At 37.2% G+C, this 14,092-nt stretch carries 11 protein-coding genes (1 of these 11 cut by a window edge); 1 reads left to right on the top strand and 10 read right to left on the bottom strand.

What is annotated here, in order from left to right:
• Nucleotides 1–359, bottom strand: the start of a protein-coding gene (locus CLV95_RS09860; protein WP_002767898.1) for an AAA-type ATPase lid domain-containing protein. 535 nt of this gene lie to the left of the window's left edge; only the first 359 of its 894 coding nucleotides appear in the window; the start codon lies at nucleotides 357–359; the stop codon falls past the left edge of the window.
• Between the two features lie 22 nt (nucleotides 360–381).
• Nucleotides 382–1,938 carry an LIC10012 family protein gene (locus tag CLV95_RS09855; protein ID WP_002732516.1) on the bottom strand — a complete coding sequence of 519 codons (1,557 nt, stop codon included), beginning with the start codon at nucleotides 1,936–1,938 and terminating at the stop codon, nucleotides 382–384.
• Nucleotides 1,939–2,076: 138 nt separating this feature from the next.
• Between CLV95_RS09855 and CLV95_RS09850 the strand changes: the two genes are divergently transcribed.
• Nucleotides 2,077–2,640 (top strand): lipoprotein LipL21, encoded by a 564-nt coding sequence (locus CLV95_RS09850; RefSeq protein ID WP_002739115.1) that lies wholly within the window; start codon nucleotides 2,077–2,079, stop codon nucleotides 2,638–2,640.
• An 81-nt stretch (nucleotides 2,641–2,721) separates the two neighbouring features.
• On the opposite strand, the gene lenA is transcribed toward CLV95_RS09850, so the two are convergent.
• From lenA to dnaA, 8 genes are all read right to left on the bottom strand, one after another.
• Nucleotides 2,722–3,456, bottom strand: a complete 735-nt coding sequence (lenA, locus tag CLV95_RS09845) for a lipoprotein LenA (RefSeq protein WP_002732651.1) — start codon at nucleotides 3,454–3,456, stop codon at nucleotides 2,722–2,724.
• Between the two features lie 73 nt (nucleotides 3,457–3,529).
• On the bottom strand, nucleotides 3,530–4,486 hold the full coding sequence (gene dusB, locus CLV95_RS09840; protein WP_016561361.1) for a tRNA dihydrouridine synthase DusB: 957 nt from the start codon (nucleotides 4,484–4,486) through the stop codon (nucleotides 3,530–3,532).
• Entirely contained in the window at nucleotides 4,483–6,981 is a 2,499-nt protein-coding gene (gyrA, locus tag CLV95_RS09835; protein ID WP_002732370.1) for a DNA gyrase subunit A, read from the bottom strand. The genes dusB and gyrA overlap by 4 nt, the downstream gene beginning before the upstream one ends.
• A gap of 18 nt (nucleotides 6,982–6,999) precedes the next feature.
• Nucleotides 7,000–8,925, bottom strand: coding sequence for a DNA topoisomerase (ATP-hydrolyzing) subunit B (gene gyrB / locus CLV95_RS09830; protein WP_016749335.1), 1,926 nt, complete (start codon nucleotides 8,923–8,925; stop codon nucleotides 7,000–7,002).
• 65 nt (nucleotides 8,926–8,990) lie between these two features.
• Nucleotides 8,991–9,455, bottom strand: a complete 465-nt coding sequence (locus CLV95_RS09825) for a DciA family protein (protein WP_002732268.1) — start codon at nucleotides 9,453–9,455, stop codon at nucleotides 8,991–8,993.
• The gene (recF, locus tag CLV95_RS09820; protein ID WP_002732368.1) at nucleotides 9,452–10,549 is read right to left on the bottom strand and encodes a DNA replication/repair protein RecF; all 1,098 of its coding nucleotides are present in this window, start codon (nucleotides 10,547–10,549) and stop codon (nucleotides 9,452–9,454) included. The genes CLV95_RS09825 and recF overlap by 4 nt, the downstream gene beginning before the upstream one ends.
• Nucleotides 10,549–11,670 (bottom strand): DNA polymerase III subunit beta, encoded by a 1,122-nt coding sequence (dnaN, locus tag CLV95_RS09815; RefSeq protein WP_002728002.1) that lies wholly within the window; start codon nucleotides 11,668–11,670, stop codon nucleotides 10,549–10,551. The genes recF and dnaN overlap by 1 nt, the downstream gene beginning before the upstream one ends.
• A 1,002-nt stretch (nucleotides 11,671–12,672) precedes the next feature.
• The gene (gene dnaA / locus CLV95_RS09810) at nucleotides 12,673–13,986 is read right to left on the bottom strand and encodes a chromosomal replication initiator protein DnaA (RefSeq protein ID WP_002728089.1); all 1,314 of its coding nucleotides are present in this window, start codon (nucleotides 13,984–13,986) and stop codon (nucleotides 12,673–12,675) included.
• Between the last annotated feature and the right edge of the window lie 106 nt (nucleotides 13,987–14,092).

Raw genomic sequence — 14,092 nt, 5'->3', positions numbered from 1 at the left:
TTATCAGAAATAAAAATGAAACGAGAATCGCTTTGACTTTCACGAATTTTTTTCAGAAGATAAACTTGGATCTGTTTTGAAAAATTGGGGAAATTCTTAAAAATAAAATACGTATTTTTTCCCTCGGAAAGTATCGATTCCAAACCCCTTTCGCTCTCGATGTTGTCGGAATCTAAAATGAGAACGCGAGGATTTAAACCGGATAAATCGGCAATTAGATTGGAAACAAACGTCTTCCCACTACCCGGACCTCCCGTAATAAATAAGGGTAATGTATTTCGTGATAAAGACTTGAGTCGATTTAATACTTTAATCGAATTCGAAGCGTTGGTGATAAAAATATGTTCTTCGGAATTCAAATGTGGATCCCTTCTCGAAAAATTATAACCCTTTGACTTGCAGAACTCTACCTCGGATTATACAATCAAAAGAACTTTTATTCGTATTCTGAAAATAGTTTCTTACTTGAATCGGTGTACATTCCAAAATCCGAGGAGGGGAAAGTTTGTACTCTTCCGTAAGGCTAGCGACATTTGCGACTCCGTCCGCAGAGTTTCCTGATGAAACATAAGTCGTTTGATATAGGATCTGTTCGTCAACTTGGGGGATTTTAACCCCGAATGGAAGCGAAACCCAAAAGGCTTTTTCCCCGGATTTTACCAAAATTTCAGTTTCATTTTCTCTTTTAAACTCTTCCTTAAATAGACTTTGAGAAAGCAAAAACGAAAGATTGTCCTGTAAAGAATCCGAAGCCAGAATTTTATCCCCCGTCAACTCGGCATATATATTCGTAAAATTCAGAGGATTAATCGATTCCGATTCCGTATATTTTCCCGAATAAGAAACCTTATTGAGAAAGGATTCCTGTGGAATCCGTTTTGGAGAAACTTCCGAATATGTGAAATAAATTTGTCTCCCTCTAAATATTAGAGTTTTTGAATCTTTTAAAGCGCTGACTTTTTTGAAATACGTTATTTCAAAAAAATCTTCTTTAGGAAAAATTCCTTTGAGAAACTGAGTTTGAGAAACGGAAAAATACGGCGCGGTAAATAATTGAACTCGATAACCGGAAGATTGTAAACCTTGAACGGTGGAAAACAAACTAGGGTTTGGAATTTTCCCTTTCGCATTTGTGAGAATGATTATGTCTTGAGCACCTTGAATTCTATTCCCGGATTGGATTAACGAACGTCTCGTACGCAATAACGCTTCCGATAAATCCTCCAAACTCGATTTGCCAAACGATTTCAAACTCCCAATCTGTTTTCTTAATTCCGCCGACGAACTCACTTTGGGGAGAATAGAAACTTTTCCTTCCGAAAAAGTAACAATCCGAATCCCGGTCATGGAATCCCAAGACGCATTTTTAACGAATTGCGCCCACTCTTCTCTTTCTCTTTGGAAAGAAGGGGATAGATCGACGATAAAAATTAATTCTTTCGTACTTTTCTTCCATATTGAAGTAGCAGTTTGTTTTCTTTTAGAAGGCACCCAAGGAAATGAGCGTTCCGTCATCGATCGCATTAAAAAGAAAAGATCCGATTTTTCGGAAAGATGGAATTCATCCAGTTGTTTCTGCGCACAATTGTATACGATCCGATCGAGAGAAATACTGTTTTGAAAACCGACTTCGTCTCGAACTAAAAAATCAGCGGTAAATTCGGAGCAAATTTTTGCAAAGTCTTCTTTTCTAAAATGAGAGTTTCGAAATTTGTTAAAAATTTCCTTATCCTTGATTTTCTCGATCGTACTTACTTTCGCTCTTAGTAACAAGTTTGCATAAAAAGCCCCAAATTTGGAAATTTCCTGCGATCTGTCACCGATTCTTTCCAAAGTCGCCGGTAAATTTCCCTCTACCTTCCCAGGAAGAAAAATTACATTTGTAGAGAATACCGGCTGAGCTGTAAAACAGAGAAAAAAAAATAAATTTCTTAGCATGTATAACTTTGTGCGACGCAAATGGGTTTTTAAGTTAATATGAGGAAATCCAGGATTCAAAGCAACCGATTAAAAAATGAGTTGCACAAACTTGGCAAAGTATTAGCTTTTTTCATTTAGTAGATCAAGGAGAAAATAATGATCAATAGACTTATCGCTCTATCTGTAGCAACAATGATTTTTGCAGCTTGCTCCAGCACTGACACCGGACAAAAAGACGCAACAACTGTAGGTGACGGTGGATGGACTTTTGAAGGATGGGGTGGACCTCCGGAACAAAGAAACGATGGAAAAACACCAAGAGATACGAATCCAAAAGACTGGTACTATATTAAATTTTCTTCCAGAGCATCTGCTAAAGCGGTAGCTAAGAAAAGCCAAGCAATGATGCAATCCACTTGTCGTGAAGCTTCTAGACTTCAAGGTGCGTCTGACGTTGTAAAAAAGATGGTTGGAGAAACTGTAGAGTCGGCTTCTGGAGTATCCGACGGTGAAGCAACCGCATCCGTAATTGTTTCCCAATCCCAAGGTGTCGTAAAAGGGGTCGGAGTTTATGAATGTAAAGCGATCGGTTCCGGTTCCGATCCAAAAGACGTTTCCAAAGACAATTGGGAAGAATGCCAGTGTGTAATTTACGCAAAATTTCCCGGCGGAAAAGACGCTCTCGTAGCGAAAGCACAGGAAGTTTCCAACAAACAATAAATATTCATTTATTGAAGACTTTATTTGTCTACAGACCCCGTTTTTATAACGGGGTTTTTTATTTGGATAAGGGAAAGAATCTTACTGCAGAACAATTCCAAATTTTCCGGCAAGAGCGTTTACGTCTGCGGTAAATTCATCTTGTTTCGCTGCCGCCTTTTTTAAAGATTCCGTAGCAACTTGAAGGATTTTATTTTTTTCTTCATCGGAAGCGGAATTATACTTCGCGAGTTCTTGGCTGGATTTTTTTAAAAGTTTTACGGTTTCTCCAAGAAGGGCGTCTTTGCTCAAAGAAACGGAAACCGTCTTGATCCAAACATCGTAATAGTTATTCAATTTATCTTCCGTTAAAATAGAATCGTAACAGGTGACTTTAGAGAATTCTCTTATCACTTCCTGCTCTAAACAATACATTCCTCTTTTTAACTTGCCCTTTGTATTGGCGGTAATCGTCGGCTTGACGAATGCATCATCCGAATCGTTCAAAACGAAATAAACGTTTTCCGAGAAGTTTTTTATAGGTGCATAACCCTCTTTGTTTTCTACGGTTTTGACCTTAATGAAAGTAACGGTTGAATTGCCTTTCTTCGTAGTCACTTCCATATCTACGGTTTCCAAACCCGTTACTTCTTCCATTCCGTACACAAGACTGACTTGATCTTCTTTTTTCTCGGAACCCGGAACCTTATAAATCCATTGGTCGAAATTTGCAAATCTAGTTCCTAAAATTTGAGCTTCCGGCTTTTTTTCTTCCTTTTTACATCCGATCATTAGAAGAGCGAAGGAAAGAATTAAAAATAACTCTATACTTTTCATACATGGTTTCTCCGTTCGTTTCTCGAAGTTTTCAAGTTCGCAGAAGATTTAGTCAAGAAATAATGGAGAAGGTTTATGGAACCGCTAAAACATTTCGTCTTTTGTCCGATAAAAGAATATCTTCAAAACGATTCCATTCTTTGATTTCCAACAATTCCATCTTCCATGTGGGATCAAATTCAAGACCGTTTAAATATTTTACGAGATGTTTTCTGAAAAGTAGGAGCCCGAATTCTTCTCCATAATCCTCAATCATCCAACGTGCATGTTGCAAAATTATATCCAAAATCTCAGACCAAGATAGTTCTTCCTTTTTAACTTCGGAAAAAATCCAAGGATTTCCGATCGCGTTTCTACCGATCAAAACTCCGTCTAACGAGTATTTATTGATTTTAGAATTCGCTTCCTGAAAACTCTTAATGTCCCCATTTCCAAAAATCGGAATTTTCCGATTTACTTTTACTTCTCCGATTGCATCCCAATCCGCAAACCCCGTATAAGCCATTTCCTTTGTACGACCGTGAACCGTGAGAGCATCTATACCCGACTCTTCTAAAATTTTTGAAACTTCAAGATAGTTGCGAGAAGTTGCATCCCATCCGATCCTTATTTTTGCTGTGACGGGAATATTCACTCGTTTTTTCATAGCTTCTATAATCTTTCCGGCTAACAAAGGCCTACGTAAAAGTCCGGCACCTGCACCTCGTAAGGAAACTTTACGAGTGGAACAACCCATATTAAAATCTATGATGTCCGGTTCTAATTCTTGGATGATTTCGGTCGCCTCTGAAATGATCTCCAAACGATTTCCAAAAATTTGAAATGTAATCGGACGTTCCTCGGGATGAAAACGAAACATTTTAAATGCTTTAGGTGCTTTATGAACAAGTTCGTCCGTGTTTACAAATTCCGTATAAGAAAAGGCAGCTCCGAATTTTCTACAAATTCTTCGAGTGGGAGAATCTGAAATCCCCGCCATTGGAGAAAGTGAAATTCTTCCCGGAATTGTTACGCTCCCGATTCGGATCAATTTTCTCCCAAAACAGTAAAATCCTGTACCTTATCGTTATCTTTTAAATCCACAATACGAACTCCGACTGCGGTTCTGCCTAGTTTAGAAATATCGAATGCATTAATCCGAATCGTCATTCCTTGTTGAGTGATGAGAATGACTTCATCTTCACTCCCAACGGAACCCGTTCCTACGGAAAATCCGTTTTTTTCAGTTACTTTTAAGTAGGCCATTCCTTTTCCGCCTCTACCTTTCGCAGCAAATTCCTCAAAACCGAGACGTTTTCCATAACCTTCTTCCGAAACTACAAATATATCCTCTCCCTCTTTGTATTTACTCAAGCCTACAATTGTGTCATCTTCCGCAAGCCGCATTCCGGTAACACCACTCGCCGTTCTTCCTTGAGCTCTGATAATATTTCCTTCGATCCGAAGAGCCAACCCTTTCTTAGAAAAGATCATAACTTCATCCTTATCCTCGATAGCTTCCACTTTAATCAGCTCATCCCCTTCTCTGAGTCCGATCGCTATGATTCCAGATTTTTTTACGTTTCCAAATTCCTTAAGTTGAATCCGTTTGATAAATCCGCGTTTAGTGACCAAGAGGAGATCCTTATCCATATCTTGTCCCCTGAAAGTAAAGATAGAAGAAACATACTCATCTTCCCTCAAATTGATGATTGCCTTTAAGGATTTCCCACGTGCTTCTTTGGATGCGATTGGCAATTCATAAGCCTTCATCACGTAAACTTTTCCTATATTAGAAAAAAACATGATACTATCGTGAGTCATTGCGGCTTTCATAATTTTAATCACATCATCACGTTTCTGAGAAAGACCTTGGATTCCTTTTCCACCTCGTTTTTGTCTTTTGAAAGTATCGATCGGAAGGCGCTTGATAAATTGATCGTATGTGATTTGGATTACCATTTCTTCGTCCGCGATCAAATCTTCCGCATTAAAAGAAGAACTTTCTATACTTTCGATGGAAATTTCGGTTTTTCTTTTTGTTCCGTATTTATCTCCCACTTCTTGAAGTTCTGTACAAACAATGTCGTTTATGCGAGAAGGTTTTGCGAGAATATCCTTTAGATCCACGATGAGTTTTCTGACCTCTTCCAACTCATCAATGATCTTTTGAACTTCGAGAGAAGTAAGCCTTTGCAATCTCATTTCTAAAATGGCATCCGATTGAACTTCAGAAAGACTAAAACGAATCATTAACTGTTGCTTTGCCTCGGAAGGATTTTTAGAAGCCCGAATGACTTTGATCACGTCCTCAATGTTTTCTAAGGCAATCTTTAATCCTTCCAAAATATGAGCGCGTTTTTCGGCCTTATCTAAATCGAACTGCGTTCTTTTTATGATCACATCTCTTCTGTGCGCAGAATAGGCAGTTAATATTTCCTTAATATTAAAAATTTTTGGTTTATTGTTCAGAATCGCGAGCATCGTGATTCCATAACTCACTTGAAGTTGAGTCATTTTATAAAGTTGGTTTAAAATAACCTGAGCATTCGCATCTTTTTTAATATGAATTTCTATTCGAATCCCTTTTCGATCCGAAAGATCGAGGATTTCAGAAATTCCTTCGATTTGTTTTTCGTTAACTATGTCTCCGATTTTTTCCAAAAGAACTTTCTTGTTCACCTGATAGGGAATTTCGGTGACCACAATTACTTCTCTTCCGTTTTTCTTTTCTTCAATCTCGACTTTGGAGCGAATTCGTATCGATCCTTTTCCGGTTGTATATGCAGAGATAAGACCTTCTCCACCGATGATAATTCCGGAAGTCGGAAAATCGGGACCGGGAATAATTTTAAGAATTTCCGGAATTGTAATCTCCGGATTTCGAATCACGGCAATTACTGCATCGATCGTTTCTTTCAGATTATGAGGAGGAATATTCGTCGCCATTCCCACCGCGATTCCGGAAGATCCATTTACGAGTAAATTCGGAAAATTTGCGGGTAATACGTCCGGTTGTTGTTTTGTATCATCGTAATTAGGCGAAAAACTAACGGTCTCTTTTTCAATGTCGCGTAACAATTCTTCCGCGACTTTTTCAAGTCTTGCTTCGGTGTACCGATAAGCCGCAGGGTTATCGCCGTCTATAGAACCGAAATTTCCTTGCCCATCAATCAATGGAACGCGCAGGGAAAAATCCTGAACCATTCTTACAAGAGCTTCATAAACAGACGCATCTCCGTGCGGGTGATAATTACCAATCACTTCCCCCACAATCTTAGCGCATTTCACATAAGGACGATCGCTTCTCCACGCTCGTTCGTTCATGGCATGAAGGATTCTTCTATGAACCGGTTTTAATCCATCTCTCACATCCGGAAGTGCCCGACCTACAATGACGGACATCGCGTAACCAAGATACGCTTCTTTCATCTGATCTTCGATTTCCACGGGGATTACTCTAATACCGTTCTTAAGAGCATCCGCAATATCGGGCTTTCCGGCGATATTATAGTTTAAGACTTTTGTTTCATTCTCTTGACTCATTTCAGAATTCCTCTAGGATCAAAGATCCAAGTTTGCAACCTTGGCGGCATTAATTTCGATGAATTGTTTTCTAGGTTGAACTTCATCACCCATAAGGATGTTAAACGTTTCTTCTGCTTCCACGAAATCGTCTAATTTCACTTTCAAAACGACTCGGTTCGAAGGATCCATAGTGGTTTCCCAAAGTTGTTCCGGATTCATTTCACCTAGACCTTTGTATCTTTGAATCACAACTTTTTCAGTTCCTACGTTCTTCAATAATTCCTCTTTTTCCTTATCCGAATAAGCATAAGTTGAATTTTTGCCATGTTTAATAAGATACAAAGGTGGTTGTGCCACATAGAGATAACCTTTTTCGATTACAGGACGCATATAACGAAAAAAGAATGTAAGAAGTAATGTACGAATGTGTGAACCGTCGATATCCGCATCTGTCATTATCATAATTTTATGATATCGGATTTTATTGATATTAAACTCGTCTTCGCCGATCCCGGTTCCGAGGGCGGAAACCAAAACTCGAATTTCTTCGCTGGAAAGAATTTTATCCAACCTCGCCTTTTCAACATTTAAAATTTTTCCTTTCAGAGGAAGAATCGCCTGTGTATTTCTATCTCTTCCTTGTTTTGCAGAACCGCCCGCAGAATCGCCCTCAACGAGATAAAGTTCGGAAAACGCAGGATCTTTTTCGGAACAATCAGCGAGCTTCCCTGGAAGCCCTCCTCCTTCAAGAACCGTTTTTCTTCGTGTTAAATCTCTCGCCTTACGGGCCGCCTCTCTTGCTTTTGCGGAAAGAATACATTTTTCTAATATCTTTTTAGTGATATTCGGATTTTCCTCAAAGAATAAAGTCAAACCTTCCGAACTTAAGGTCTGCATAATCCCTTTAATTTCCGCGTTTACTAGTTTTTCTTTTGTTTGAGAGTTGAACTGAGGTTGAGGAATTTTGATCGAGATGACCGCGGTTAATCCTTCTTTTACATCTTCTCCGGACAAACCGGTCGGATGTTTTTTAGAAAGAGTCGTATCTTTTTTCAGAAAGTCGTTTAAGGTTCTTGTAAGAGCCGCGCGAAATCCTTCCAAATGGGTCCCGCCTAAGTTGTTATTGATATTGTTCGTAAAACAAAAAATGTTCTCTGTATACGTTTCCGAATATTGAATCGAAATTTCCGCCAAAACGTCGTCTTTATTCCGTTCAAAGTGAATTACCTTATGCATAGGATGTTTATTTTCATTGATATGCTCGACGAAAGAAACGATTCCCCCGGAAAATTGAAATTCGTTTCGAAGAAGATTTTCTCCTTCCGCCCCTCGTCTGCGGTCCTCAATGATCAGCACAAGACCTTTATTCAAAAAAGCTAATTCCCTAAATCGAGCGGAAAGAATATCGAATTGAAAGTCTACTGTGGTAAAAATAGTAGCATCCGGTTTGAATCGAACGATGGTTCCTCTTTCCGAAGAATCTCCCTTAATTTCCACCGGAGAAACCGGAATACCTTTCTCGTATTTCTGAGTATAAATTTTTCCTTTCTGATGAACTTCGACTTCAAGATATTCAGAAAGTGCGTTTACTACGGAAACCCCTACACCATGGAGACCTCCCGAAACTTTATAAGCGTCGTTTTCGAACTTACCACCCGCATGAAGAATGGTCATTACGACTTCGATCGTGGAAATTTTTTTATCGGGATGAATGTCGACCGGAATCCCTCGACCGTTGTCTTTAACTTCGATGATATTATTCGGCAAAATACTAATTCTAATTTCGGTACAATGCCCCGCCATTGCTTCATCTACAGAGTTATCAACCACCTCGTAGACCATTTTGTGAAGTCCAGTCTCATCCTGGGTTCCGATATACATCCCAGGACGTTTTCTAACAGCTTCCAGACCCTCTAAAATCTTGATCTGACCAGCACTGTAGCTTGTTTCTTTTTGGCTCATTTTTTTCGGACCTCAGGAATAGTTTTCCTGAAAACCGTAGGGAGGCAAGGAAATTCATCAGCTTATCAAAGATATTGAAGAATCTCTAAATAACGTTTTTTAATTTCAGTGTCCGTTTCCTTTTCAAGAATGGCAATTAAGTCTTCTTTTCCTTCTAGGCCTTTTTTTTCCTTAGTCTCAGGTAATACGGGAGAATAAAATGTTGTTAGTTTACCGATTGAAATTTCAATCGAACGAACGATTCCTTTTCCCACAAATCGCACAGACTCTCGGATGATTCGGTTTTGTAAAAATAGTAATTCTTGTTTATAAGCGTTATGAGAAACAAGAATTCGAAGTCTATTGGATCGAATCGAGTCTATTTCCGAATGAGAAGCGAAAACGGGACCTACAATTTCTTTCCAACGATTTCTAAGCGTGTGAACAAAAATTCTTTCCCGTAGATTATCTTCCGTGATTCCCATTTGACTCAATATGACATTGAATTCGGAGGTTTCAATTTTTTTAGATGGAATCAAATCTTCTTTCATTTTGCAAATTGGATATTCCCTTGTTGAATCAGAAAGATCTGCTTTTGATCTTCAAGTTTACCGACATAATCTTGAATCCCTTCCAAGTCTGTTGTCGTGAAAAAAGCCTGTCCTGCGTTTATGACTAAGTCCACAAAATATTCTCTTCGTTTAACATCCAATTCCCGGATCACATCATCAATCAATAAAACGGGCATGGTATCTAAAACATTTCTATAGTAATTAAAAGTTGCAGCTTTCAAAGCAATCACCGTACTTCTTTTCTGGCCCTGTGACCCGAATTCAGTAATGTCACGTTTATTAGCTCCGATAAAAAGATCATCCCTGTGGATTCCCACAGAAGTATAACCGAGTCTTAAATCTCTTCCTAAATTTCGGCTGAGTTTTTCCACAAATTCATCCTTGTCTTTCACATTCGGTCCGTAAATCATTTCAAGTTCGTCTTTCCCGCCGCTCAATTTGTTTAAATTCGGTTGGTAGAAGGAATTTAATCCAAAAACAATTTCTTTTCTTTTATTAAGAATCAAAACACCCTTTTCGATGAGCTTTCTATCCCAAATCGACAAATGAGAAGCATCAGAAATACCGGTTTTTAAAAGTGCATTCCTATGCTTTAAGATTTTATTATATTCCAATAAACATTCGAGATAAAACGGATCAAAGGAAGAGATAAACGCATCGATAAATTTTCTCCTTTCCGCCGGGCCGCCTTCTATGATTTTTAGATCCATCGGAGTTAATAAAACTGTGATGAATTTGCCGATTAGATCCGTTCTTTTTTTTACTTCCTCTTGATTGAATTTTAATTTCCTTTTAACCGTGGGTTTTGCGGTAAATCCGACTTCCAATACTGATTCTTTTTGATCCCCTTTAATTTTCCCTCTCAAGAAATAATTTTCAGAACCCCATCGAATCAAATTTGAGTCCTCGGACTCTCGAAAACTTTTCAACCAAGATAACATACAAATGGCTTCGAGAAGATTCGTTTTTCCTTCCCCGTTATCACCTACAAAAAAAATAAGCCTGGAATCGAAATCCAAGCTCAGTTCTTCATAACTTCTAAAATTTTGAAGAGTAAGATGTTTTAAGAACATTACAGTTTCATCGGCATAATCACAGAGATAAATTCAGGATCGGACGGATCCTTGAAAATAACCGGAGAACTTGAATCGGAAAATTCGATCTTAATTTCGTTGTCGTCGATTGACCTAAAAATATCCATGAGATATTCCCCTTTAAAGGCGATTGCAATTTCATTTCCGGAATATTCGATCGGCCTATTGATATTTGCTTCAGAAGCACCAAGAGTTTGAGCGAATAAATTCAAATTGTTTTTGCCGAATGTGAGTTTTACTTGTCTGGAAGGTTCTTCCGCCGCAGTTAAAACTTGTCTAAGAGATACTTGGAATTCTTCCTTTGAGATTGTTATGGAAAATTTAGTATTTTTCGGAATGACTTGTTCGTAGTTTGGGAAATTTCCTTCGATCAATTTACATAAAAGTTCTATGTTATTTGCAGACGCATAAATTTGGCTATCGATCAAACCGAGATTACCGGTTTCCGAAGTTGCGATCATCTTAGAGATTTCTCGGATCGCCTTTGCAGGAACAATTATGGAATCTTTAAATTGTAAAGGAGAAGGGAGAGTTCTTTCAATCTTGCAAAGTCTTCTCCCGTCCGTTCCTACAAAAGTCAACTTATTTCCGTCGGGAATCATGTAAAGACCGTTAAAAATAAACCTTTGGTCTTCATGCGCGATAGCATAGGAAGTTTTACGGATCATGTCGTTTATCAAATTACTTGGAAAAGAGGATATTTGAGAAGGACTCACTTTAGAGATCGTTTTAATTTCTTCGGCATCCATTCCGCTGATTTTGGACTTATAGTCATTTTTGCCGGAAGCGTCCGTGATATAAACGATGGAAGAGTCTCCGTCTGATTCTTCTAGAGACAAAATGGTTTCCTCAAAATGGATCGTTTTAAAAAAACTGGAAAGTTGTTTAGCGGGTAAAGAAATACTTCCGGCTTGGATTACTTCTGCGGATAGTGATGTTTTAATGGAAATTTCAAGATCGGTAGCGGAAAGAAAAACTTCCTTTTCTTCAGCTTCTACTTTAAGATTTGATAATATAGATTTAATTTCTCGTGCAGAGATTACACCTTCCACTGCATGAATTGCTTTTAAAAAATCAGATGTATTAACTTTAATTTTCAATTTTTTCTCCTAGTTTTTATTAGTTAAATAAATTTTTATTATTGTACAGTTGTAGAAGTAGTACCTGTAGATATGTACATAAAATTGTATTCCTAAAGAATACTGAAATATGTCTCATTTTTTTTGAAAAGAGAATTTTGTTTTCTGGCATAATTCTTAGTCAATTTTCGAATTAAAAGCGACAGTAATTTTGTATTATGTCTTATTTACAAATTTATTTAACTTTTTAGATATTAAATTTATACTTTATTAACAAGTTATTTACATGTGAAATCTATACTATGAATCATCTCAAAGACCTTTTGTTTACTCTTGAGGAATTTTTCTATCGTTGAAATCAATTTTAATTATTCGGTAAGTTTGTAATAAGAAATGTACGGACTTGTCCCGAAAACCCGTTAAGCGACCTATAAACGAAACTGAATTTCTTTGAACGCAAATGTTAGTGGTTAGGATTTTATATCAGTCCCACGTGTAAGGAAAAGAATAAGGTGTAAAGTTTTAAAATCAGATTTACAGAAATCGAATTGTTTGATAAACGAAATGAGAAATAAAAAGTCTAACTTCCGTCTGCTAAAATGTGGAATCTTCGCATTTTTAAAAACTTGTCAAATTGTTTAGGTTAAAAGCTATCTCAAAAATATCTTAGAATAATTGGCATCCACATTTCAAGAAAAGATAAGGTATTTTTGAAATAGGCTATAAAGTAGAAAACATCTTACTGTAATCTGATTTTGAAAATAATTCATAATCTTATAAAAAGTGCATTTCAAAATAAAGGTTTTGGAAACAAATTCTAAAAAGATGAAATATTAACTTTGAACTTATCCCAAGATCTCAGATGCGGGGCTATTACGAGAGTGTCCCAACGATAGAATCCGTTAGAAAATCCATAAATCACCGATCTGTAGGAATTTCCACACTCTATTACAAATTTATGAAATGATTGTACTGATTTCTTTTAAGGTTTTGGGACAAATTCTTTGTTTAAAAGTACATATTTTACTGGAGCTTGTACTTCGAACTAATTCGTTCCACTAGAAAACGTATTTCCTTATTGTCAGAAAGAAGTTCTTCGGTTTTTCGAAGTCCATGAATTACTGTTGTATGTTGAGTTTGAAAGAGTCTTCCGACTTGGGATTTATTGACGTTAAAAACATTGTGTAACAAATAAAAACAAATATGACGTGGAATGATTAATTCTTTCTTTCTGCTTTTGCCCATAATCTCGGCGGCATCCAAATTGAATTCTTTAGCAACGGATTCAATAATCCGATCATGTGAAAATTCCACGTTTTTTTTACGATAAAGACGGTTTTTTACGATTTCCTTTACCTTATCTAAATTTAAAAAAAGAAGCGAATAGGATTTTTTATATAAGTAAATGTCGTTGAGTGCGCCGAGTAAAAGTCTCGTATCTTCTTCGATTTGATCTGCCAAAAAATCTAATACGTCTTCGCTTAAACCGAGATCCATGATTTTAGAATGGGACGTTACAATTCCTTTTCGAATCTCTTTGTTGGGATATTGGATGTCGGCTTGAACACCTGTGACAAATCTGGATTTCAATCTTTCATGAATCGTAAGTTCGGAACTTGGGCGATCCGATGCGATTACGATCTGTCTTTTTCTTTCGAAAAGAAAATTAAACAGTGCAAAAAATTCATCCTGAGTTTTTTCGGCATTTGTCGAAAGAAGTTGTATATCATCCACAAGAAGACAATTATAAGACTGATATTTTATCTTGAAACTTTCGATAAGTTCTCTGGATTGAAGAGCAAAACGAAACTCATTCATAAAAGAAGAAATATCAATATAACATACTGTTTTCCAAGGGTCTTTTTTAATAAGTTCGGATCCGATCGCATGAAGTAAGTGTGTTTTTCCCACTCCTACGCTACCAAACAAATAAAGGGGATTTATTTCCGCAGGTTTTCGAACGCATTCCTTTGCGGCCGTGTATGCTAAACGGTTGCAATCGCCTACGATAAAGGTTTCGAATGTATAATCCGGATTAAATTGAAAATCTTTTTGATCAAAGGATTTTTCGAGAAACGACTGAAGAGGGGAAGTCGCCTTGGTTTCGATCAGAATTTCAACGGGAATTTTATCGCCGCAGGCTTCTAAGATTGCATTTTCGATTATACTCTGATATTTTCTTTCAACATGAGTTTTGATCGTAGCAGAAGGAGCAATAATTGTACATTTTTCGGAGTTAAGGGTTTCTAATTTCAAAGTATCAATGAACCGTTCATAGTATTGAGGGGATATTTTTTTAGATACTTCCTCCAAGATTTTGTTCCAAACTAGGTTCAACACATCCTCCAAAAATAAAAAAACATAAAATTTTCTCCCGAAAAGACTAGTACGAATTTAAATTGAAGATATTTTCCCAATTCAATCAAATAAAACGATCTTCTCA

The organism is Leptospira borgpetersenii serovar Javanica, assembly GCF_003046425.1.
Lineage (GTDB): Bacteria > Spirochaetota > Leptospiria > Leptospirales > Leptospiraceae > Leptospira > Leptospira borgpetersenii.
Note: the sequence above shows the minus strand (reverse complement) of the source record. Positions and strands in the feature narration are given on the sequence as shown.